This window comes from Chryseobacterium sp. JV274, from assembly GCF_903969135.1.
Lineage (GTDB): Bacteria > Bacteroidota > Bacteroidia > Flavobacteriales > Weeksellaceae > Chryseobacterium.
In genome coordinates, this window is the sequence record NZ_LR824569.1 from 63485 (window position 1) to 85687 (window position 22203).

21 protein-coding genes are annotated in these 22203 nt (G+C 36.1%); 9 read left to right on the forward strand and 12 right to left on the reverse strand.

The features are described 5' to 3' along the window. Positions 1-78 precede the first annotated feature (78 nt). From CHRYMOREF3P_RS00305 to CHRYMOREF3P_RS00320, 4 genes are all read left to right on the forward strand, one after another. Entirely contained in the window at positions 79-993 is a 915-nt protein-coding gene (locus tag CHRYMOREF3P_RS00305; RefSeq protein WP_180563527.1) for a helix-turn-helix domain-containing protein, read from the forward strand. A gap of 136 nt (positions 994-1129) precedes the next feature. Then, positions 1130-2290 (forward strand): MFS transporter, encoded by a 1161-nt coding sequence (locus CHRYMOREF3P_RS00310; protein ID WP_180563528.1) that lies wholly within the window; start codon positions 1130-1132, stop codon positions 2288-2290. 131 nt (positions 2291-2421) lie between these two features. Beyond that, entirely contained in the window at positions 2422-3279 is an 858-nt protein-coding gene (locus CHRYMOREF3P_RS00315) for a helix-turn-helix domain-containing protein (RefSeq protein ID WP_180563529.1), read from the forward strand. Positions 3280-3370: 91 nt separating this feature from the next. Beyond that, on the forward strand, positions 3371-4021 hold the full coding sequence (locus CHRYMOREF3P_RS00320) for an HD domain-containing protein (protein ID WP_180563530.1): 651 nt from the start codon (positions 3371-3373) through the stop codon (positions 4019-4021). A gap of 84 nt (positions 4022-4105) precedes the next feature. On the opposite strand, the gene CHRYMOREF3P_RS00325 is transcribed toward CHRYMOREF3P_RS00320, so the two are convergent. Both CHRYMOREF3P_RS00325 and CHRYMOREF3P_RS00330 read right to left on the reverse strand, forming a co-directional pair. Continuing rightward, positions 4106-4495, reverse strand: a complete 390-nt coding sequence (locus CHRYMOREF3P_RS00325) for a hypothetical protein (RefSeq protein WP_180563531.1) — start codon at positions 4493-4495, stop codon at positions 4106-4108. 36 nt (positions 4496-4531) lie between these two features. Then, positions 4532-5908: an MFS transporter gene (locus tag CHRYMOREF3P_RS00330; RefSeq protein WP_180563532.1), complete on the reverse strand. Its 1377-nt coding sequence runs from the start codon at positions 5906-5908 to the stop codon at positions 4532-4534. Positions 5909-5979: 71 nt separating this feature from the next. Here CHRYMOREF3P_RS00330 and CHRYMOREF3P_RS00335 point away from each other — a divergent pair, with 71 nt between their 5' ends. The 3 genes from CHRYMOREF3P_RS00335 (at position 5980) to CHRYMOREF3P_RS00345 (ending at position 8188) form a co-directional block, all read left to right on the forward strand. Beyond that, complete coding sequence (locus tag CHRYMOREF3P_RS00335; RefSeq protein WP_077414340.1) at positions 5980-6828, forward strand: AraC family transcriptional regulator; 849 nt, start codon at positions 5980-5982, stop codon at positions 6826-6828. A 104-nt stretch (positions 6829-6932) separates the two neighbouring features. After that, positions 6933-7427, forward strand: a complete 495-nt coding sequence (locus CHRYMOREF3P_RS00340) for a MarR family winged helix-turn-helix transcriptional regulator (protein ID WP_180563533.1) — start codon at positions 6933-6935, stop codon at positions 7425-7427. Then, entirely contained in the window at positions 7424-8188 is a 765-nt protein-coding gene (locus CHRYMOREF3P_RS00345) for a hypothetical protein (RefSeq protein WP_077414336.1), read from the forward strand. Before CHRYMOREF3P_RS00340 ends, CHRYMOREF3P_RS00345 begins: the two co-directional genes overlap by 4 nt. 180 nt (positions 8189-8368) lie before the next feature. On the opposite strand, the gene CHRYMOREF3P_RS00350 is transcribed toward CHRYMOREF3P_RS00345, so the two are convergent. Next, entirely contained in the window at positions 8369-8611 is a 243-nt protein-coding gene (locus CHRYMOREF3P_RS00350) for a hypothetical protein (RefSeq protein WP_077414334.1), read from the reverse strand. A 191-nt stretch (positions 8612-8802) separates the two neighbouring features. Between CHRYMOREF3P_RS00350 and CHRYMOREF3P_RS00355 the strand changes: the two genes are divergently transcribed. Next, entirely contained in the window at positions 8803-10098 is a 1296-nt protein-coding gene (locus tag CHRYMOREF3P_RS00355) for a cryptochrome/photolyase family protein (RefSeq protein WP_180563534.1), read from the forward strand. Between the two features lie 70 nt (positions 10099-10168). On the opposite strand, the gene CHRYMOREF3P_RS00360 is transcribed toward CHRYMOREF3P_RS00355, so the two are convergent. The 5 genes from CHRYMOREF3P_RS00360 to CHRYMOREF3P_RS00380 form a co-directional block, all read right to left on the reverse strand. Then, positions 10169-10864 carry an ABC transporter ATP-binding protein gene (locus tag CHRYMOREF3P_RS00360; RefSeq protein ID WP_077414330.1) on the reverse strand — a complete coding sequence of 232 codons (696 nt, stop codon included), beginning with the start codon at positions 10862-10864 and terminating at the stop codon, positions 10169-10171. Continuing rightward, the gene (locus CHRYMOREF3P_RS00365; protein ID WP_077414327.1) at positions 10858-12204 is read right to left on the reverse strand and encodes an ABC transporter permease; all 1347 of its coding nucleotides are present in this window, start codon (positions 12202-12204) and stop codon (positions 10858-10860) included. Before CHRYMOREF3P_RS00365 ends, CHRYMOREF3P_RS00360 begins: the two co-directional genes overlap by 7 nt. Beyond that, entirely contained in the window at positions 12205-13650 is a 1446-nt protein-coding gene (locus CHRYMOREF3P_RS00370) for an ABC transporter permease (RefSeq protein WP_077414325.1), read from the reverse strand. Positions 13651-13653: 3 nt separating this feature from the next. Continuing rightward, entirely contained in the window at positions 13654-15969 is a 2316-nt protein-coding gene (locus CHRYMOREF3P_RS00375; protein ID WP_198424120.1) for a TonB-dependent siderophore receptor, read from the reverse strand. A 134-nt stretch (positions 15970-16103) separates the two neighbouring features. Then, positions 16104-16457, reverse strand: a complete 354-nt coding sequence (locus tag CHRYMOREF3P_RS00380) for a hypothetical protein (RefSeq protein ID WP_180563536.1) — start codon at positions 16455-16457, stop codon at positions 16104-16106. Positions 16458-16941: 484 nt separating this feature from the next. On the opposite strand from CHRYMOREF3P_RS00380, the gene CHRYMOREF3P_RS00385 reads away from it, so the two are divergent. Next, entirely contained in the window at positions 16942-17382 is a 441-nt protein-coding gene (locus CHRYMOREF3P_RS00385; RefSeq protein WP_077414316.1) for a lysozyme, read from the forward strand. A gap of 45 nt (positions 17383-17427) precedes the next feature. Here CHRYMOREF3P_RS00385 and CHRYMOREF3P_RS00390 read toward each other — a convergent pair whose 3' ends face one another. The 4 genes from CHRYMOREF3P_RS00390 to CHRYMOREF3P_RS00405 form a co-directional block, all read right to left on the reverse strand. Beyond that, positions 17428-17970: a hypothetical protein gene (locus CHRYMOREF3P_RS00390; protein ID WP_077414314.1), complete on the reverse strand. Its 543-nt coding sequence runs from the start codon at positions 17968-17970 to the stop codon at positions 17428-17430. Between the two features lie 143 nt (positions 17971-18113). Continuing rightward, positions 18114-18332 carry a hypothetical protein gene (locus CHRYMOREF3P_RS00395; protein ID WP_077414311.1) on the reverse strand — a complete coding sequence of 73 codons (219 nt, stop codon included), beginning with the start codon at positions 18330-18332 and terminating at the stop codon, positions 18114-18116. 765 nt (positions 18333-19097) lie between these two features. Then, the gene (locus CHRYMOREF3P_RS00400) at positions 19098-21137 is read right to left on the reverse strand and encodes a M13 family metallopeptidase (protein WP_180563537.1); all 2040 of its coding nucleotides are present in this window, start codon (positions 21135-21137) and stop codon (positions 19098-19100) included. Between the two features lie 474 nt (positions 21138-21611). Continuing rightward, on the reverse strand, positions 21612-21752 hold the full coding sequence (locus CHRYMOREF3P_RS00405) for a bacteriocin-like protein (RefSeq protein WP_175627203.1): 141 nt from the start codon (positions 21750-21752) through the stop codon (positions 21612-21614). Positions 21753-22203: the final 451 nt, after the last annotated feature.

Sequence of the window (22203 nt, forward strand, 5' to 3'; positions counted from 1 at the left end):
TCAGTTTTTTTGGAAGACAGTATAAAGTAAATCATATTTATACTGTCTTTACAATCAAATAATTTATAATTTTATATCATGGAAAAGAAAGATAATATTCCGCTTAAAATTTCATCTATATCAGAACTGCACGACATGTTGCAGCTCCCTAAACCGCTTCATCCGTTGGTAAGTCTTGTGGATAATACGAAAATGAGCATTAAAAAGGATATGCTGAAGAGAAGCTTTATCCTGAATTTTTATAAAATTTCGTATAAATATTCTACCACAGGAAAAATGGGCTATGGGCAGGGATATTATGATTTCAACGAAGGAGGAATGATGTTCACCGCACCCGGACAGGTGCTTTCCACTGATGAGAATGCAGAATATTGCGGTTATACGTTACTGGTACACCCGGATTTTATCAGAAGCTATCCTTTAGCAAAGAATATCAAGAACTTCGGCTTCTTTTCTTATGATACGAATGAGGCGCTGCACTTGTCTGATCAGGAAAAATCAACGATAACAGGATTGCTGAATAATATTGAAAATGAACTGAATACCACGATTGATGAAGTAAGCCAGGATGTTATCATTTCTTATATGGAGGTTCTTCTCAATTACAGCAACCGTTTTTATAAAAGACAGTTTATTACAAGAAAGGCTGTAAACAGTGATCTGCTGACCAAAATGGATGTTGTGCTGGAAAACTATTTCAATCAGCAGGAAACATTGAATAAAGGCCTTCCTACAGTAGAATTTCTTGCTTCCACACTCAGTTTGTCACCTCATTATTTGAGTGATATGCTTCGTAACCTTACCGGATTGAATGCCCAGCAGCATATTCATGAAAAACTGATTGAAAAAGCAAAAGAATACCTTACCACTACAGGTTTCTCTGTGTCTGAAGTAGCCTATGCTTTAGGATTTGAACATCCGCAGTCATTCAATAAGCTGTTCAAAAAGAAAACTGATAAAACCCCTCTGAGTTACAGACAATCATTCAATTAGAAATATCATCCGGTTCAACTGCCGGGTGTTTTTTTGTTATTGGTTAAAATGGAACATAAAAATGACAAAAACGGACTAGATTTTAATAGCAGAGCGTGTTTACATTTGCAAAAGGAATTTTTATCACCCTGTTATAATGAACGAGAGAGAATCTTTTAATGCCAAAATGCCAACAGCCTGTTTTTTACTTTTCTTTGCCCATGGACTTGTTTTTTCTTCCTGGGCGAGCCGGATTCCTATCATTAAAACTGCACTTTCGATCAATGAAGCAGAGCTGGGAACGCTATTGCTTCTGATGCCTATAGGACAGCTTTCAACGATGGTTTTGGCTGGGAAACTGATCAGTGTGTATGGAAGCAGCTGGATTATTAAAAGAGTATTTTTATTATATCCCTTTTTCCTTTTGCTGATTGGCTTATCACCTTCTTACTGGACGCTGGCGGTTGTTCTGTTCTTCTTTGGGGTTTCCGGGAATATGTGCAATATAGCGATTAATACGCAGGCCATTGAAATAGAATCCATTACCAAAAGATCCCTTCTTTCTTCCTATCATGGAGCCTGGTGTTTTGCTGGTCTTACAGGAGCTGTTGTGGGTTTATTGATGATTAACCTTCATGTGGGAACTTTCTATCATTTTGTTACTGTTTTTATCCTGGTAGGAATACTTTGGTTCTACAGTAAAAGAAATCTGACTAATATTATCCATAAAGCAGAACCGCAAACCCGGTCAATTTTTAAATCTGTAAATCCTACATTGTTTGGTTTGGGAATCATAGGATTTCTGAGTATGGCGATTGAAGGAGCGATGTTCGACTGGAGCGGGGTTTATTTTCAAACTATAGTTAAAGCTCCTGAAAATCTTGTTATACTGGGATATACAAGTTTTATTTTAATGATGACTTTAGGTCGTTTTATAGGGAATAGAATTATAGAAAAATACGGAAAGAAGATTGTTTTACAATGTTGTGGTATTCTGATGAGCGGAGGACTTTTTCTAAGTGTTTTCTTTCCGGAACTCTGGATTTGTATTATTGCTTTTATGATTATCGGTCTTGGCAGCTCGCTGAGTGTACCGTCCGTTTATAGTACAGTGGGTAAGGTGAGTGCAGTTGCTCCAAGTATTGCTTTATCATTTGTTTCCAGTATTTCATTTTTAGGATTCCTGATGGGACCGCCTCTTATCGGATACATTGCTGAAAGCTTTGATCTAAGGTATTCATACGGACTTTTTGCCTGTTTTGGGATTTTACTGGCGGTTATGGCTGGGCAGATGAAAGTATTCAGAAATAAAAATTAATAGGTTTGTCGGGTTAATTTTGACATCTGTTAGGCGGTTTTTGACATGTTCCTGCTCCTTATTGTTGGCTAATCTTGCATTTCAAAAATACTGTTTCTAAAAACTCTTTATCTTTATTAAAATTTATCTCGATGAAACCGGTCTCAGGAATTTTAACTGAATCTGTTATTGATCATTCTTTTTCCGTAAAGCGGCTGGAGGATGATGTTCCTTATTCCGGAAGCTTCGTAAGACTCAATTATCATCATATTCTAATGGTTGAGAGCGGTAGAGGGGTGCTGACCGTAGATGGACACTCTTTTGATATTGCAGGTCAGAAAATCTTTTTACTGTCTAAAGGCCAGATCTGTAAATTTGAGAATCATTCTGATGTTTTTGGCTATCGTCTTTCCTTTGGAGACTGTTTTTGGGAAAGAGTGCCTTCCAGTGCCAGTAATTGTAAAGCTGTTTTGTTTAATAATGCCGCTGCGAATCAACAGCTACTACCGGATCAGACTGAAAGAGACGAATTCTTAAGTTTGTTTAAAATCTTACTGGCAGAATACAAAACTGAGTCTTACACTAATCAGATGGATGTACTGGCTGCCTATTTAAAGATCATCATGATCAAATTAGCCAATATAAAAATTGTAAAAGAAGAAACTTTTAACAGTCAGGATTATATTATCTACCGCAAATTTATGGAGCTGCTGAGCAGCCAGTATCATAGTCTGCATGCGGTAAATGACTATTCGGAGATATTGAATATTACTCCACGGAGATTGAGTGAGCTATGTAAGCGGTGCAGTAATAAAAGCGCAAAAGAGATCATCAACGGGCAGATTATCGCAGAAGCCAGAAGACTTCTTCAGTTCAGCTCTTATACTGTAAAAGAGATTGCTTATCAGTTTCATTTCGGGACCTCAGAACAGTTCAGTCACTTTTTCAAAAAAAATACGGAAATATCTCCGGCAAACTATCGTAGTAATTTCATTCATATCGGGGTGTAAAACAGCTTGAAATTTTGACATGTTATTGGTATTTATTGATATTCCCAGGCATTTGTAATCAGGATATCTTTGGATAAAATTACATAAAGCTATGTCAGTAAATCGTATGAAAGAAGTCGCGGGAATCATCATTCCGGACAGTAAAATTGCAACTGAAGCCACAGAACTTCTATTGGAACACGGAACAGAATTTATTTACAATCACTCTCTGCGTGTTTTCCTATTTTCATCATTAAATGCAAAGCGTGACAACAAAGCTCATGATTCGGAGCTGTTATACGTTGCATCCGTATTTCATGATCTGGGACTTGTTTCTCATTACAGCAGCCCGGATCTGAGGTTTGAGGTAGATGGAGCCAATGCAGCACGAGATTTTTTGAAAGGTCATGGGATTGCTCAGGATAAACTTCAGCTGGTTTGGGATACCATTGCGCTTCATACCACCATTGGAATTGCAGAACATAAGGAAAATGAGGTAGCCTTAATGTATTCAGGAGTTGGATTGGATGTGATGGGAGAAGGATATGAAAACCTGAGTACAGAACATCGGGAGGAAATTATCAAAGCTTTTCCGAGAAATGACTTTAAAGAGAAGATTATTCCTACCTTTTTCGGTGGTTTTGAGCATAAAACAGAAACCACTTTTGGAAATATAAAAGCCGATGTCTGTGCTTTTATGATCCCCAATTTCCAAAGAAAAAACTTCTGCGACTGTATTTTACATTCTCCATGGTCTGAATAAGTGAAAGAAATTTACCATTAAGCTAAACAGCCCTGATCATCTAAGGATGTACAGGGCTGTTGACTGTTCAAAAAATGTGAAGATTTATATCCAGTTTTCAACAAGATGAAGCCATATTGCCTTTTCTTCATTCAGCAGAAAAACGGCTGATGATGTTCTTTTAGTAGTGATATCTCCCGTAACCTGTGTTTCAATATAAGTAGCAAGACCATGATGCTCAGAATCATGTACTACTATATTTTCAACCTGAATATTTCGTTCCGGAAACTTTCCAAATATGGTAGGAAGCCAGTCTCCAAACATAGACAGAGTAACAGTATCTCCATTTCCATTAATCATCTTGAAATCTGGGGAAAATCCGGATAATAATTCGTTATAAAGACTTTCCTGATTTTCTGTTTTACCCTGAAACCATTTTTCAATATTCCTGTGAAATTCTTCTATTTCCCAAATAATTTTTTCTGTATTGCTCATATTTTAAATATAATATTTTTATTATTTAAATGTCTTTTAATCAATGATCTTTCTCAACCTGCTTCCTGCCCATATTCCAATAAGTTGAAAAATACCGATCATTCCTACCGCTGCAACAAATGCTTTTGTGAACCCCAGAATAGGTGTCAGATTAAAAAATAAAGTCCCAATAACAGCTCCACCGGTCACACTGCCAATCTGAATGCCGATACTTATCAAACCTGAAGCCTGTCCTGCTTTATCTTTAGAAACTAAAGAAATAGCTGTACGCATCATAACAGGCATAATGGTACCATGCCCGAATCCAGCTATAAACAAAGTGATATGAGTGAGTAAAGATGGTTTTTGCTGAAAATAAAAAGTTACTGCACTTATCACAAAGCCTGTCATCAACAATCCCAATCCTACGTAGATCATTTTAGAAGCGCTCAGTTTTATCCGCGTGGTAATCAAAGGCCCCAGGAAAAAGGCAAGTCCATAAGGAACGATAGCCAACCCTGTCTGCAATGAATTCTGATGGAGAAACTGCTGCAAATAATAAGGATAACAAATGAATAAACCTGCCGTGAAATTGTAAAAGAAGATGATCAGAAGACTTAATGCAAAAGGTTTATGGTGCAACAGTGCCGGATCTATGAGTACCGGACGGCTTTTTTGAAGTTGTTTCTTCTCATATTTTAAAAATAAAATAAGTAATAAAATTCCTCCAAGAAGAATCCCGAAGATCCACCATGGCCATTCAAATTTTTGTCCGAAAATAAGAGGACAGATAAGCATAAGCAAAGCCAGAATTAATAATAAAGCTCCTGTAAAATCAATACCTGTCTGTTCTTTCTTATTATCCTCATTCATAGTAAAATGGATTCCCAGAATACAGATAACCGTAATAGGAACATTTACAAGAAAAACCATTTCCCAGGAAAAATTTCCCCAATGCATACTTAGAAGAACTCCGCCAAGCAATTGTCCGGCCACTGAAGCAAGCCCAAATACCGAACTGAAAAGACTTACTGCTTTAGGCTGCTCCTGACTGCTGAAGAGATCCTTTATAGAAGCTAATACCTGAGGGGCGAGCAGTGATGCGCCAACGCCTTGAAACAGCCGGAAAATAATCAACCACATAACATTAGGAGAAAAAGCGCAGGCGAGGGATGAAAACAGGAAAGTATATAATCCTGATATAAATACCTTTTTACGGCCGTAAATATCACCCAGCCGTCCGCCGCAAACAACAAGCGCTGCATAAGTAAGTCCATAAATGGCAATAACCATCTGAAGTTGATGATCGCTGGCACTGAATGCTTTTTTGATAGAAGGCAAAGCCATATTGACAATAAAATAATCCAGAGGTGAGAGAAAAGCACCTGCGATCAGAAAATTGAGTGCCTGCCACCGTTTCGGATATGTGTTCATACTTTTTTATGCAAAAATACCCGCTTTATGTTCTGCTAAAATTGTACTTTTGGAGGAAAATACAGTGTATAATGAAAGGACTGCCGCTTGAAGAAATTGATGTAAGAGAAATAAAACTGAAAGAAGAAGAGATTGTGTTTAAAACAAAGACTTTTCTCACATTCGTTTATGTTGTCAAAGGGGAAGGTACACTCGCGTATGATGATCGCAGTATTAATTTTTCTCAGGGTAAGCTTTTTATTATTCCTCAGCAGGAAGAGTATCGTTTTAAGAGTGAAATGGCTCAGCTTATCAGCATTCAGTGTCCGGCTGAATTTATTGATAAAATCCGGCTGGAAGCAGACCGTATTGAAAGCTGTGAGAATTTGCATAAGCTGCAATATATCAGCCATAATTATCATGCAAGGGCTGGTTGTATCTTCAGGAATAAAAATGATGAGCAGTTTGCCGAAACCCTTATTCTTCAGATCGCTAATGAGTTCAAAAACAAAGCAGAAGATTACCTTATTATCCGCAACTGTATGTCGATCCTTCTGAATCTGATTGCCCGGAATATCATTCAGAGTGAAACCTCTGACCTTCAGGAAAACCGCAAAGCTTTTTCGATCATGAAGATCATCACTTATATTCAACAGCATATAAAGGACCGTGAGAAAACCGGAATTCAGGTTATTGCTGAACATTTTGGGATTTCCGGAAATTATTTCGGAGAGTATTTTAAACAGCAGACAGGAGTTTCTTATCAGAATTATCTGCTGGACTATAGACTGAAATTGGTAGAAACGTATCTAAAATACAGCAGTGTACGACTAAGTGAAATTGCTTATGAACTTCAGTTCAGTGATGAAAGCCATCTTTCCAAACTCTTCAAAAAATATAGGGGAGTAACGCCGGGTGAATATAGGAAAACCTTCAAATAAAACCTTTTTTTATTAAAGAGTTGTAATTCTGTTTTAAAAAAAAATATAAAGTTAACTATATAGTTGACTTTATATTTTATATATTTGTGGTAAATATATTTCAGATGGATTTTGACTTTATTAAAGAATTAGGATATAAAGCTTTGGACAGCAGACTGAAAAGAATCAGCGACAGAATGTCTCATGATGTCCGGAAATTTTATAAAGAATTTGGAATTGATGTTGAACCTAATTGGTATCTGGTCTTTATGCTGCTGAAAAAGAAAGAGGAAATTTCAATTACCGATATTGCTGAACCACTGGGCTATTCGCACCCATCTGTTGTAGTTATTGTTAAAAAAATGAATGAAAACGGTTATCTCAACATCAAAAAAGACAGTGTAGATAAACGGAAACAGATTATTTCATTGTCTCCAAAAGCCATTGAAATGCTTCCCCAGCTGGAGAAGATCTGGGACAGCTGTGAAAAAGCAATTTTGAAAGTACTAGCAGAAGATCTGGGGATTTTCACTTATCTGGATCATATTGATCAGGAATTAAAAGATGAATCTTTCCATCACAGGTTTAAACAGGAATATTTAAAATCAATCAAATCATGAAAGCATTAATTCTCATCACTGCATTTCTTTTTTCCAATCTTATGATTTCGGCAACTGAAACCAAAATCATGATAAGAGCGAAAGCAAGAGATGCCAAATTTATCGGAACTTCATTAGGCGGCGCTCATATTATCATCAGAAATAAACTTAATCAAAGGATTCTGGCAGAAGGAAATACTACGGGAAGTACCGGAAATACAGATCTGATTATGAAAACGCCTAAAATCAGAGGAAATTCCATTGCAGATGCGCAGACCGGAGGTTTTATGGCGGCTGTGGATATTGATGAACCTACATTTGTGAATATAGAAGTGATTTCTCCTTTGAACAGCAAACAGGCCCAGGCGGTGGTAAGCACAGAATTGTGGCTGATTCCGGGAAAACATATTTTAGGAGAAGGAATTATCCTTGAAATTCCGGGATACATCATTGATATTCTGAAGCCAAGAACTCATCAATATATTGCATTGAACAGCATTAAAGATAAACCTTTCCTTTTTCAGGCCAATATTGTTATGATGTGCGGATGTGTGATAGATAAAGGAGGTGTATGGAATTCCGATGAAATTGAAGTGAAAGGAATTCTGAAAAAAGACGGAAAATTTGTGAAGAATATAGATATATCTTTAGTTTCCACCAATTTGTTTGAAGGAAGCCACCTCATTAGTTCTTCGGGAAACTATGAACTCGTATTGTATGCTTATCATGAGAAAACCGGAAATACGGGAGTAGATAAAGTGAACTATGTAGTCTTCGAATAAAGCAATTACAATACACTTGAATTAAGAGCGACTGTCGTTCTGACGAAGGAAGAATCTGATTTATAATTCTGAGATTCTTCACTACACTTCTGAACTACTGTTCGCAGACCCTTAGGTCTGTATTCAGAATGACACTTTTGAGATCGCTCTTTTTAATATCCTAAACTTTCAGAAAATAAATTATAAAACCTGAAGTTCTCTGAAAACCTCAATAATAGCTTCAATAAGTCCTTTGTCAATCATGTTTTCCGCAGCTAAATCTGGTAAAAGTGCTCTTAAGTCACCATGATCATCACGCTCAATGATAACTTCAGTGCCATCAACATCTACATACAATTTATAGCCGTGTGAGAATGTGGCAAGCTTTCCGTTGAAAAGCAATTCTTTACCCTTATAGGTTACCGGGACTTCAAATTCTTCCATTACTGTAAGTTTCTATTCATACTAAATTCCGGACAAATGTCGGAAAATTTTAATTCATATCATTATACAAATTGTAATGATAAAGCCAAGTAGTACGAATCGTTAAAAATATTTATGCACTAAAATCTGTATCTTTATCCTTAGTTATGAAATGTATTATAACGATAGAATGATAAAGTAGTTTGAATTACATGAAACATAAAGTTACCCTTTTCTGGTTCAGACGTGATTTAAGACTGGAAGATAATATAGGTCTTTTTCACGCACTCCAATCTGAAGATCCGGTAATACCCATTTTTATATTTGATACTGATATTCTTGAAAAGCTGGAAGATAAAGAAGACCGAAGGGTTGATTATATCCATCAGGCTTTGACGGATATCAATATTTCATTGGAAAAGCATAATTCCAAAATCAATATATATTATGGTAAACCCATAGAGATCTTCAGGGAATTATCAGAAGAGTATGATATTCAGGGTGTTTTCTGCAATCGGGATTATGAACCTCAGGCGATTGAGAGAGATAAAGAAGTCTATTATTTTTTCACAGAAAAGAATATTCCTTTTAAAGCTTATAAAGATCAGGTCATTTTTGATAAAGATCAGATTATTAAAAAAGACGGTTCTTCTTATACTGTTTATACCCCTTTTGCAAAGAAATGGCGCGAAGCATTAACTCCGGAACATTATAAATCTGTAGAGCTCAATTTTAATAATTTCTTTCCACAGAAACATTCTGATATCCTTACTTTAAAGGAAATAGGATTCAAAAAAACGGAAATTGATTTTACAAAACCGATTCTGGATGCTTCCATTATTGATAATTATGATAAATACCGTGATTATCCGGCATTACAACGTACCACACAATTAGGAATAGCTTTGCGCTTTGGAACGATCAGCATCAGGAAATGTGTGGCCTTTGCATTGGATCATAATTCAACATGGCTTTCAGAATTGATCTGGCGTGAGTTTTTTATGCAGATTCTGTATCATTTTCCACAGGTGGTGCATCAATCCTTCAAAAAACAGCATGATAATATCAACTGGCGGAATAATGAAGATGAATTTAAACACTGGTGTGAAGGAACTACAGGATATCCCATTGTAGATGCCGGAATGAGACAGCTTAATCAGACAGGCTATATGCATAATCGTGTAAGAATGATTGTGGCAAGTTTCTTATGTAAGCATTTACTGATTGACTGGCGATGGGGTGAAGCCTATTTTGCCTCAAAACTGAATGATTATGATCTGTCTGCAAACAATGGAAACTGGCAATGGGCAGCAGGTAGCGGTTGCGATGCAGCTCCTTATTTCAGGGTTTTTAATCCCACAGCTCAGATTGAAAAATTTGACAAAGATCTGTTTTATATCAAGAAATGGCTTCCTGAATGGAATACCTCAGCTTATCCTTCTCCAATAGTAGAACATACCTTTGCCCGTGAAAGAGCTTTAACAGAATACAAAAAAGCCTTGGCATAAATAACGGATATCAGCAAAATGCCCGGCAACAAAAAGTCACCGGGCATCAACCAAATATTTAATATGAAAATTAAATCGTTTTCAGATACAGCTCCTGTAATTCCTGTGCTGTAAATGCTTTGGAAGGTAAGTTCTGTACAAGTTCTCCCTGTTTCATAATACCGATATTCGTGGCCACACTTACTGCATTGAAAATATCATGAGTGGCCATTAAAATCGTTCTGCCTTCTTTACCCAGCTGGCGAACAATCTCTGTAAATTCTGCCGTAGCTATTGGGTCCAGTCCGCTGGTGGGTTCATCCAGAAGAAGTACTTTTGCATCTTTAGCCAGAGCAATGGCAATTCCTACCTTTTGGCGCATCCCTTTTGAATACCCTCCGAGTGTTTTTTGATGGGCTGTTTCTTGCAATCCTGTACGCTGAAGCAGGGCAGATAGTTCTTCTTTCAGATAATTAAATCCTGCGATTTTGGAGAAAAAATCTAGATTCTCCAATCCGGTGAGCTGAGGATACAAAAGCACTGTTTCAGGAATATAAGCCAGGTGTTTTTTTATTTTTTGAGGATGATCCTTTACCGAAATATCATTGATGAAAGCATCTCCCGAAGTGGCTTTGATAAGCCCCAGAAGAATATTAATTGTTGTACTCTTACCAGCTCCGTTTTGCCCGAGTAGCGCAAATATTTCCCCTTTTTTTACTTCCAGATTAAGAGCGTGAAGTGCCGTAAAATCGTTGTATTTTTTATGTAAGTTGATTGTTTTTAACATAGTTTTCGGTATTTGTTTTGTGAAAGGATAATAAATAATGCAATGAAGATGAGATATGGCAGTACAAGCTGTATCCATTTTATAGGGTCAGAGAATTTGAACACTTGTATGATTTGTTCTTTCCAGTTGATAGATTCTGCCGTTTTTCCGGAGAAAATAAAAGGGTAGAAGAATAAGCGTTTTTTCTCATGGAATTTTTTAAGTGATGAAGCATAATGCAAATGATTCTGCATATCCGTTTTTGCCAGACGGCTTTCTACAAGCTGAGTATGAAGATTCGGAAGGAGGTAGCCTAAATAAGTTGCCGCCTGATTCCGTTTTTGCATCTTTTCAGTATAATGTTCTGAAGACTTCGCAGATTCAAGATCTCCCATATGCTGCATGGCATAATACCAGGTCCAGGTGAATGAATCATTTTCTTCCACAGTGAAATTTCTGTACTGAGGATATGCCTTGTAAAATTTTTCCATAGTGGGGCGTTTAGCTTCATCCCATTTGTTGTGGTAGCCTTCTCTCTGTTCCATCACTGCTTTAAGAGATTCATGAACCGGATATACTTTTTGGATCAGAATATTACTGCTCATGGGAATAATAAAATTGATGCCCACCCAAATGATCAGAAGAATTAACGCATTCTGAGGTGATGATTTACGGAAAGAAACAATCCATCTGCATAAGGCAAACCAAAACAGAATATAAAGGAATCCACTAATAAGAAAGGCAGTATAATAAGAGTCTAACGGTATTTTTATCCAGGCCGAAGCAATGATTATTAGCACAAAATATACAGCTGTCACTGCCAAAAAACGTATAAACATCTTCTGATCCAGAAGCTTTTGTAAATTGCCACTCTGTACTGAAAGCAATTTCCAGGTTCCTCTTTCTTCTTCCTCAGAAATCAGATTATAACAAAACGCGACAATAACCAGTGGAAAAAGGAAAACAATCACAAAACTAAAGTCAAAATTTCCTACTGCTGCATTGGCAGGATTATAAAAATCAGAATTATAACGCTGTTCCTCAAGATTTCGAATGGTTACGCCCTGGATAGAGGGATTTAAATCCCGCATTCCAATATTTAAAGCAGCAAGCCTGGGTGTTTCATTCACCAGATTGAATTTAATATAATAAAGAACCAGCCCCAGATCATCCTTATGAAATTTTATATTCCTTTGAATGCTTTCCTCCTGAAATACTTCACTCTTAGAAATGATATCTCCGTTCCTGTCAAGAAATTTTTTCCCTGTATAAATAGCCATAATTCCGGCTATAAGTAAAAACAAAAGAGCAATGATATACGCTTTGTTACGGTAAAATTGGGTATATAAATAACGATTCATTTAGATTAATTTTAATTTTCTTCCACTTATTTCGATGGCGATGACACAGATAACCATCCATAGAACTAATGAGGCAGCAGGTATTGGCTGTTCTTTCAGACTGTACAGAACAGAAGTATACCTGTATTTAAAATCCGGGAACTTCTCCCAGTTGTCTTTATCAATCACAGCAGGTGGTCCACCGTTTTCCGGTTTTATATTGCTGATATGCTCAATTTGTAAATCATTTAAATGCTGGGCCATCTGATAGCGATATTCTTCAGCCTGCTTTTGAAATTGAGTATAAGAGAAGAAATCTGTGCCTGTTGCAATCATTGAAAAGTTTTTAATGGCAATGGCCGGATTGATCAGCCCTGAAAAATCGGTCAGATTTTGTTGCCTGTTGTAAATGGTTTGCAATTCTTTTTGGTGTCTGATATAAATCTGTGAACTTATTTTTTCCCCTTCTTTCATAACAAATCCTCCATAGTTGAAAGGAAGCTCATTTGTTGTTTTCACTTTATACTTTGTCAGTAAAGAATCTTTGATCTTTTTGAAATAAGGATCGTCAGGGTTGTGGCTGTCTCCAGACTTTAAAATATCCTTTTCCAGGGTTGTTTCAAAAGCAATACGGGAAGGTGCCGGATATAAATTCTGTGCTGCAAACTGAACACCTTTTGGTAAAACAATAATGAAAAGAAGCCAGAAGCCTATAAGACTGATCAATGCTGAAGAAGTACTTTTGCTGTTTGCAGAAACTACAACGGTTAAAGTGCTTATAAAAAAGTAATAGATCATATAAGCAGGCAACAGGAAAAGCAGGCGTAATAAAATATCAGCCGAATCTGTTGTCTCGGACATGAACGCCGCAAGGAAAACAATAGGAATCACCGGAATCAGAAAGCATAGAGAAAATAACCAGAGTCCCAGAATTTTGCCCCAGATAATATCCCTTCCGGAAGTTCCCTGTACACTAATGATTTTTAAGGTGGCACTCTCTCGTTCCTGAACAATTAATCCAAATCCTAAAAAAAGAATAATCAGCGGAACAATACTCTGCAGAATAAAAGCACTGCTGAAAGCCCCGAATCTTACTAAAGTTCCTGAGCTTCCAGCCTCCGAAAGATTGGCTGTATTCTGTTTATGGGCCTCCAGAAATATAACATTCCCAAGGTAATCATCTAATCCATTGTCAAAAATATTCAGAGGATGCCCGATTCTGAAAACCAGATAACCATAATGCGCCATACGGTGCGGATGCTTATCAGGTCTGTGTTCCCAGCTTTCCCGGACTTCTTCCCGGTATTCTTTTATTTTTGAAAAGGAATCCGTATATTTAGTATATCCTATACCAATACTCAGCATACAGAATAAGAGTACAGCAATAGTGGTGAGCAGATTTTGTTTTCCTTTAAACAAATCCTGCCAGGTTTTTCTCACCATCAGTTGTAAGTTTGAAATAGCCATATTTTAAAATTTATAAGTAGCAGTTAGTAAATAATTCCTTGGAGTTCCCGGAAATAACCTTAAATAATTCTGAGCCCCAATCCAATAGACTTTGTTGGTGATATTATTCAGATTAAAAGAAAGCTGGACAGACTTTGCCGGAGTGTAGTACAATGCAGCGTCTATGGTAGTATAGGCGGGAAGTTCAAAACTTCTTGTGAACCACGGAACTTTAGAACTCTGATAAAGCATTCCTGCCCCAATTCCGAAATCTTTTATGAATTCAATATTTGAAAAATTGTAGCGCGTCCAGATATTGACAGAATTTTTAGAAGTGTTTTCTTTCCTTTTCCCTACAAGATCAGGATTGGTATCATCAAGTATTTTAGCATCAATATAGCTGTAGCCTCCGTAAATATGCCATTGAGGAAGAATATGTCCGGAAAAATCAGCTTCAAATCCACGACTACGGTCGGCACCTCTCTGTACTAGTTCATCAGGTTCCGATGGATTATTGACATTGATTAAGATATTTCTCTGGTTGATCTCATACACAGCAAGATTCAATGAGATTTTTCCGAAAAGCTGTGTCTTAATTCCCAGTTCTTTAAGATCTGAAGTCAGTGGTTTAAATCGTGCTGCAGATTCGCTGCCTGTAAGACTGGAGGTATTGGGCATTAATGTCACCGTATTGGATTGTGGCTGGAATCCGGTAAGGTAAGTACTATAAAGGTTAATATCATCCGTAAGACTGTATGTAATCCCGAATCTGTACAGAAGTTTATTATTCCGGAATGAAGACTCATTGGATTCTTTGAAATTGGTGGTGTCCTGAAACCATTCCTGACGTATTCCTGATAGGATTTTGAACTTTTTCCATGTGAAAAAATGCTGAATATAAGCAGCGTGTGTAGTGGTAAGAGCAGAAGGCAGAGCAGTTATAACATTCAATGTATTAAAATTAGTACCCTGATAATTTTCTGCACCCGGATTCAGATCAAATGGAGTGACATTAGGTTTAGGAATGAGTGTTCCATTGTAATTGATAGTCTGGTAATCAGCAGCATTGGCTGGTTTGTAAGAAGCTACTACAGAACCGTTCTTTAAAAGAAAACCTCTTGCAGCATTTTGTTGTCCGCCTTTGCGTTTTTCCCAGATCTGGCTGTCATAGCCTATTAAAGCCTGATGCTGAACAGCACCTGTTTTGAATTTAAAATTAAAATAAGCATTAATATTGTCTGTTGCCCAGTTTTGTTTTCTTTGCACAAACTGCATCATCGCAAGGCTGGAAACCGGTTTATTATCCATGTCAGGAGCAAAGGAATTGGTGGTTCGGTGTTCCTGCAGGTTTTCTTTCCAGTATTGTTTCATATAAGAAGCATTAAAGCTGATAAATGGGTTAAAATGATGGGCAACACTTCCCATCAGAATCAATTCCCTGGTTTTAAAAAAATCATCGGGAGCTCCCAGATTCAAAGATCTTGGCGTACTGTACAAATCCGTTTTTCCAGCAACAGCACCGAAAATAGGCTGCCCTCTGTCCAGGTTTCCATAAAGATCATTGAAAATCATTTCTACATTCACCGATGTTTTTTCATTCGGAACAAATGTGATGGAAGGAGAAATTAAAACACCGCTGTTTTTAACATGATCCCTGAACGACTGAGCATTTTGGTAAGCTCCGTTAAAGCGGTATAATAGAGTTTTGCTCTTGTTTAAAGGGCCTGTAAGATCTGTGGTGACACGGTAAGTATCAAAACTGCCTCCCGATGAACTGATCTCGTGACGGGAAGTTGACAACGGTTTTTTGGTAACCATATTAATTGTTCCTCCAGGATCCACACTGGACATGGTAATACTTGCTGGACCTTTGAAAATTTCTACACGCTCAATATTGGAAGTCATAGGTTGTAGAAAATAATACTGTCGTGTCCGCATTCCATTGATAATCTGTCCTTCTTCATTTTGACTGATTCCACGGATGTTGTATTGGTTGTAATAGCTGGAAGGAGAGACTCCATTCACATTTTTCATAACATCTCCAAGCTGAAAGGCCTGGCGGTCGGTGATCAGTTCCTTGGTAACGGTATTAAGAGTTAAAGGAAGATCTTTATTTTTCATAGCAATCTTAGTGGCAGCAAAAGAGTAGTCTGATGTATAATCTTTAGACTTTCTTCCGATGATTTCAACCGTTTGTACCACTGTAGATAAGGAATCTTCAGAACGGGACTGAGCATATAGAAATGAAGATGCGGTAATGAAACTTAAACTTAAAAGTTTCGCAGAATTTGGGGAAATACAATGAATTATTCCCGAATAATTAAAATTACTGGTAATCATGAATAGGGATGTACGGGCAGTGAAAATGCCCATTAATAAAAGGATATCTTTAATTGTGTGAAAACACAGGTATCCACGGCATAACAGTACAGACTACAAGAATCTGTATACAAAAATGAAGGCAGAATTATAGATTAAGCTGCCGCGAAAAATGAAGATGGGGGAGCCCGGGAGCTGAAGAAGTCGAGAAGACAACGGTATGAAATGGCTTTTGGTTGAGGCATTTCGCTGTCATTCGTACTATTGATGGCAAAATCCATGTTCAAAGCTTCAGGAAGGAGAACATTGTTCATGTGCATATGAAGCGCACACTGACATTCGTCGTCCTGTGAAAAGGTAGGAATTTTCTCTTCTTTGGAACCTTTTTTATAGATCACTTTACTCTTTGCATGTTTAGCATGATCAAGACATGTGTTTACGCCGCTGACATTAGAAACAAATATCAGAAGTAAAGAGAAAACAAAAAAGACTCTGAGAAATTTTTGCATAATAGAAAACAAAAGTACAATTTAATTTGATAAAAATGGGATGATCAAGAAAAAGTAACAGATATTTTTCAAACTGTAGTTTCAAATCTAATGATTTTATTTTCCGTTGAGTGTATGGAATATTTTCCGCAGCAGTATGATCCAGATCATATTTTGTGAGAGAAACAACTTGCTATATTTGGCCCATTGAAATTTCATATTTCTGACAAATTACAGTATAACCTTCCGATGATTCGGGAGGTTTTGTTTCTATATTAAGTTTATAAGTTACAGCCTCAATAAATCCAGAGATTGAGCAAATTCAACAAACGTCTTAACAAGCCTAAGATAAGCTGCAAACAAAAAAGACAGAGGTTGGCACATAAAAAAGAAAGTCAGCACTTAAAAGAAAATAATAATAACACTTTATAAAAACAGGTGTTTTTCCTCACTATTTTGGGATTTACAATTTTAATTTTGCTGAGCAATACATAAAACTAAATACATGAAAACATCACAAAAAGGAATCAACCTGATTGTATCATTTGAAGGCTTCAGCGCTAAGCCTTATCTGGATTCTGCAGGAATTCCGACGATAGGGTATGGTAACACTTACTATCCCGGAGGAAAGAAAGTAACTATGAAAGATCCGACAATCACAAAAGAAAAAGGAGCAGAGCTATTCGCTGCAGTTTTGCCAACTTATGAAAAAATAGTGAACTCAAAAGTGAAAATAACACTTAATCAGAATCAGTTTGATGCTTTAGTTTCTCATGCTTATAACACCGGAGGATCTGAGACTTTGTTTTTTCTGATCAATAGAAGAGCAACGGATTCAGAAATTAAAGATTGGTTTACAAAACGATATATTACCGCCGGAGGAAAAGTTTTAAACGGGCTTATCCGAAGAAGAAAGGCAGAAGCTGATTTGTTCTTCACAAAATAAACAATCCCCCACTGTAAGGTGGGGAAAATTTTGATTCAATTATTTCTAATTAACAATTATAACCCCGTTAAGGTCATGATCCATTAAACATTGAAAGTATGCCATATCATGATTACTAAGCCCCTCTAGAGCTATCGATGTTGCTGTATAAGAGACTTGTCCTGATTTGATCCATAACTTGCCATTATCGTCAACAACTTCAATGCTATAGACTTCCCCTTTACAAGCATATATCATATATCCATCGCCTAGATAATTTTCATTTAAAATATATATTTGGGGAACGCTTTTAGATGTATTTGAGGTACTATTATTTAATTTCTTAACTGTAAGTTGATTATTTGAATTTGAAAGCATAATATTTGTTTCTTTAATCAAATAAGTGTCTACATACTTTACTTCTTTTCCAAAAGTAACCTTTAAAACAGATTTGCCGTTTACAATAGCGGGTTCAACTTTACGTTCTTCATTTTGAGATTTTGAACGAGTTTCTTGAGTGTTTTCAGTATTATCTTGTTCACAAGAATTCATAAACGACATTATAACTATTGAACAAGCAATAGCCTTAAAAGGAATTTTAATTTTCATGGTATAAGCTTTTTTTAACTACTACAAACTTAATAATTAATACTATTTAGAACAATTAAATATAAGTGACAGTTATCATAGCTGATTTATTAATGGGGGACAATTATAAAATAAAAATTCCCCACTTAACAGTGGGGATCTTTTTATCTTAACACAACGTATCCCTCAAACGGGTCTCTATTAATTGACAACAATACAGTTGCTCCTTTGTCTTTTATGCTAATATCAATAGGGTAATAACTTTCATCTTGGTCCTTTTTGAAAACTTGAATCATGTGTTTGCCAGGTTCCTTTTTTGTGATTAGAATAGCAAACATTCCATCTAGGTTATTCCATGTTTCAACTGTAAAATCGATTGTCATAATTATTATTTTTTTGTTAAGTTCCGAATATACAAACAATTCAAAATCAATCATTACGGTTTCCCGTAGAGTTATGACTACAGCCTCTCCGTATATTTACGGAGTTTGTATAAACTAAAAGTACAAGTCAAGTTTTTTTAATGTCCTCGGTTTCCGGGGATTTTTACGTTAAAAGAAAAATGTACCACAAAAAGAACGATTTCATTAAACAGTAAGTTTATGGCATATGCATTGTTATTGATTAAAAAGAGTTTTTAAGAGATACTTTATTTAACACCACATCATTATAACTTATAATTCATTTTGAACTTTTACCTCCCTATTGACACGGGAGGTTTTTTTATGATTTTAATCATAATTCAATTAATGGAGATTTATTAATTTTGAAATGTTAATAAAATTTTTATTATAAGTTTTTATCCCCGGAGAGATCCGGGGATTTTTCTTTTAATTGTAGTTTTTTCTCCTTTAAAAGAATGATAAACCGGATTTTATTGATTTACATTTAGACGGATTTGAATTTATTTTGAGTACAACGGGTAAAGGGTTCTTAATGATTTTGGAGCGGATTTATTCCTGAATTTCAGATTTTAATAATACGATATTCAGGCGGTTACAGATACAGATCTTATAAACATAGCAGATCCAAAACTTAAACGGAATGAAAGTTGAAACCATGACCAGAAATGTAAACTGATGGCTAAATAAGTGTACTGACTTTGCATGTCGAAAAAATAGTTAAACCTTTGTTGATAAATTATAAGTTCACCAAATTTCTACCCCTTTAATATTCAAATTGGCCGAATCTTTTTTACTACAGTTCCATGCTTGTTTAAATTCTCTTAATTGTGTCAGGGGGCCGTTTATCCTAAATCTGAAAGGTACATGAGGGTTGGTTAATAGTTCATTACGTAGAGCTTCAGGACTGATGTTGCCATGCCACATTTGTGCCCACCCTAAAAAGAAACGTTGCTGCCAGGTGAAACCGTTAATAGATGCAGGTTGCTTTTTTTTATCATAACTTTTTTCAAGTGCATGATAGGCCAGAGTAAGTCCACCAAGATCTGCTATATTTTCGCTTATAGTGAGCTGTCCGTTAATGTGTACTCCTGGCTGGGCTTCCATTTGGTTAAAATAATCAATGTATTCTTTTGTGAGGTTTTCAAAATTATGTCTGTCTATTGATGTCCACCAGTTATTTAAATTACCTGAAGCATCGAATTTCGAACCTCTGTCATCAAAAGCATGGGTTATTTCATGTCCTATCGCCGCGATTATGGCACCATAATTTATAGCATCATCTGCTTCATGATTATAAAAAGGTGGCTGCAGGATACCAGCTGGGAAACAAGCACTGTTAGTATATTGATCGTAAAATGCATCAACAGTCTGTGGTGTCGCATGCCATTCGCTTTTATCTACTGGTTTATCAATTTTATTGATGCTTTCGTTATGATGAAAAGCTGCAACAGAAATGATATTATCTATCAAACGTAATGGTTGTATGGAGATACCGAAATAGTCGGGCCATTTTTCCGGATATCCGATCTTGAAAGTCATTGTCTTTAATTTTTTGTGTGCCAACGCTTTGGTGCTATTACTCATCCAGTGTAAGCTGTCTATACGCTGATGATAAACCCAGCGCACATTTTCAATCATTTCACCTATCTTTTGTTTATCTTGTTCAAGGAAATATCTTTGAACAAAAAGCTTACCTAAAGGCATGCCCAGTGCTTGCTCTAACTCTTTAATTGCCGTGTCTATGCGGCTTTTTTGTTCTTTTTTTCCAGCCATTACTGTTCCGAAAAAAGCAAAGTGAGGGTTGCTGTATTTCTGTGGCAGGTAAGGTGCAAAATGAGATAAAAGCTGCCACTGGGTATATAATTTCAGTACAGTTAATGGTGTTTTATGCAGGAGAGTTGTTAAATTGCTCATATAAGCCCGGTCTTCAATAATAACAGTTTGGGTATTAATTCCTTGTGCTTTTAAAAACCCGTTCCAATTAAATTGTGATGCTATGTGGCTGAGCTCTGTGACAGATATCTTATTATAGGTTCTTATCTGATCGCGCAACATCAGACTAGATAGCTGCAGACGAGCCACGTTTTGCTCCAATTCGTAAATTTTGGAACCAGGGGAAACAACTTTAAGGCCTGCGCTTTTATACATAATGTCGATGTGCTGGATCATTCTGTCTTTTAAGTTGGCATTTTTAGATTCTTCTAGTGCATAATAGCTTTTATCACCCAAAGTTAATCCGCCTTGCCCTAACGAAAGTATATTCATTTGATTATTATGAGCATCGGCTTCCACCTTATAACTGATAAAAGTTGGTACACCAAGCTTTTGAAGTTCCCCGGAGAAGTTTACCCAATCGGTATAATCTTTAATATGATCAATTCGTTCAAAATAGCTGTCAAGAGGTGAAAGTCCTAACTTTTCTATGGAAGCAGTATCCATGTAAGATCTGTAAAAATCAGCTATCTGTTGAGATTCTGAACCTAATTTGAGATTAGGTAATTTACTTATGCTATCTACAATATTTTTCAGTTTCACTTTGTTGTCCCGATCAAGAATTTCGAAAGCACCCCATCTGCTTTCAGTAGCAGGAAGAGGGTTTTTCTTCTTCCAGTTACCATTAGCAAAGCCATCAAAATCAATACATGGATTTTTAGTAGAATCAATATTGCTATTGTCAAAACCTGAATTATTGAAAACAGAACTAATGTTCGCTTTCTTTTCAGCCTTACAAGAAAAGAGTATCGTTATAATAATTAAAAGTGCTGTCAACTTATGGTTTTTCATACTGATAAAAATATAATTTTTCAAACATCTGGTTAAACGGTTTAAAATAGTGAGAAATTTTATCACAATATATTTTTTTACCGTTTAATGATATGCTGTTTTATTGTTTTATCCTATGCGTGTTAAACACAATTAAATTATAATAAAATTGTGGATATCTTGCCGATTTGGCAATAGCTGATAAAATTTTTAGTGGTAAGCCCTGTAACTATGAGAAAAAAGACCATCATGCAAACAAATACAGTTTACTGTTTCCACATGGTTCGCTGCTCATTATGAAAGGGGATTTGTAGGAGAACTGGGAGCATGGGACGTACCTATGAAAGAACGGATTCATATATGGTTAGGCTGGTTCTTAATTCTTAGGTGTGTATAGATATTTTTGTATAAGATAACCTGTTTTTCAAACAGATATTTTACTAGTATTGAAAATATTCTAGAAATATGTTTTTGAAAAACAGGTTATTAATTTTTTTATGGCTCAAGTCCAGGGCCACCACATGAATTATACGGAACGCATGTTAATTTATCATTTATAAAACATAGTCTGGTACAACCTGCTCCGCCAACAATTGTTTTTAATTCTGCTTTTTTAAGCTTTTTTAAATTTTTCATACTAATATTTTTTATGTTCACAACAAATCTCACGAATAATTATTATATACGGGTTTAAATTAACGAATTTTAACGTTCTATTTGGTTGGATTTTAAAAATTGGAGTGATACCGAAATCAATAGTTTAAATAATTGATACTATGGTATGATGTGATTCTTTATTTGATTAAAATAATAATAACTTTGATTTCATTTAATTTTGAGGAAGAACATGCAGGGAAATGAAATTACTTATCAGATTTATTCTCCAGAATTGATACTTGAACTGCTTAGCAATGGGGTCACGAAAAAATATATGAAAACCTGATCTAAATGACACAAGGCATTAGACAATACTCACGAAGCTAAAATACTGAACCTCTACCTTAAAAATCTTTCAGAACACTCTTTCTTCAAAGGTTGTTTGATTCAGAAAAAAATATATCTGATAGCACGGGGAATTTGTGAGTTT

Coding starts and splice junctions, on each gene's coding strand:
- CHRYMOREF3P_RS00305 (WP_180563527.1), top strand. CDS start 79: ATGGAAAAGAAAGATAATATTCCGCTTAAAATTTCATCTATATCAGAA.
- CHRYMOREF3P_RS00310 (WP_180563528.1), top strand. CDS start 1,130: ATGAACGAGAGAGAATCTTTTAATGCCAAAATGCCAACAGCCTGTTTT.
- CHRYMOREF3P_RS00315 (WP_180563529.1), top strand. CDS start 2,422: ATGAAACCGGTCTCAGGAATTTTAACTGAATCTGTTATTGATCATTCT.
- CHRYMOREF3P_RS00320 (WP_180563530.1), top strand. CDS start 3,371: ATGTCAGTAAATCGTATGAAAGAAGTCGCGGGAATCATCATTCCGGAC.
- CHRYMOREF3P_RS00325 (WP_180563531.1), bottom strand. CDS start 4,495: ATGAGCAATACAGAAAAAATTATTTGGGAAATAGAAGAATTTCACAGG.
- CHRYMOREF3P_RS00330 (WP_180563532.1), bottom strand. CDS start 5,908: ATGAACACATATCCGAAACGGTGGCAGGCACTCAATTTTCTGATCGCA.
- CHRYMOREF3P_RS00335 (WP_077414340.1), top strand. CDS start 5,980: ATGAAAGGACTGCCGCTTGAAGAAATTGATGTAAGAGAAATAAAACTG.
- CHRYMOREF3P_RS00340 (WP_180563533.1), top strand. CDS start 6,933: ATGGATTTTGACTTTATTAAAGAATTAGGATATAAAGCTTTGGACAGC.
- CHRYMOREF3P_RS00345 (WP_077414336.1), top strand. CDS start 7,424: ATGAAAGCATTAATTCTCATCACTGCATTTCTTTTTTCCAATCTTATG.
- CHRYMOREF3P_RS00350 (WP_077414334.1), bottom strand. CDS start 8,611: ATGGAAGAATTTGAAGTCCCGGTAACCTATAAGGGTAAAGAATTGCTT.
- CHRYMOREF3P_RS00355 (WP_180563534.1), top strand. CDS start 8,803: ATGAAACATAAAGTTACCCTTTTCTGGTTCAGACGTGATTTAAGACTG.
- CHRYMOREF3P_RS00360 (WP_077414330.1), bottom strand. CDS start 10,864: ATGTTAAAAACAATCAACTTACATAAAAAATACAACGATTTTACGGCA.
- CHRYMOREF3P_RS00365 (WP_077414327.1), bottom strand. CDS start 12,204: ATGAATCGTTATTTATATACCCAATTTTACCGTAACAAAGCGTATATC.
- CHRYMOREF3P_RS00370 (WP_077414325.1), bottom strand. CDS start 13,650: ATGGCTATTTCAAACTTACAACTGATGGTGAGAAAAACCTGGCAGGAT.
- CHRYMOREF3P_RS00375 (WP_198424120.1), bottom strand. CDS start 15,969: ATGATTACCAGTAATTTTAATTATTCGGGAATAATTCATTGTATTTCC.
- CHRYMOREF3P_RS00380 (WP_180563536.1), bottom strand. CDS start 16,457: ATGCAAAAATTTCTCAGAGTCTTTTTTGTTTTCTCTTTACTTCTGATA.
- CHRYMOREF3P_RS00385 (WP_077414316.1), top strand. CDS start 16,942: ATGAAAACATCACAAAAAGGAATCAACCTGATTGTATCATTTGAAGGC.
- CHRYMOREF3P_RS00390 (WP_077414314.1), bottom strand. CDS start 17,970: ATGAAAATTAAAATTCCTTTTAAGGCTATTGCTTGTTCAATAGTTATA.
- CHRYMOREF3P_RS00395 (WP_077414311.1), bottom strand. CDS start 18,332: ATGACAATCGATTTTACAGTTGAAACATGGAATAACCTAGATGGAATG.
- CHRYMOREF3P_RS00400 (WP_180563537.1), bottom strand. CDS start 21,137: ATGAAAAACCATAAGTTGACAGCACTTTTAATTATTATAACGATACTC.
- CHRYMOREF3P_RS00405 (WP_175627203.1), bottom strand. CDS start 21,752: ATGAAAAATTTAAAAAAGCTTAAAAAAGCAGAATTAAAAACAATTGTT.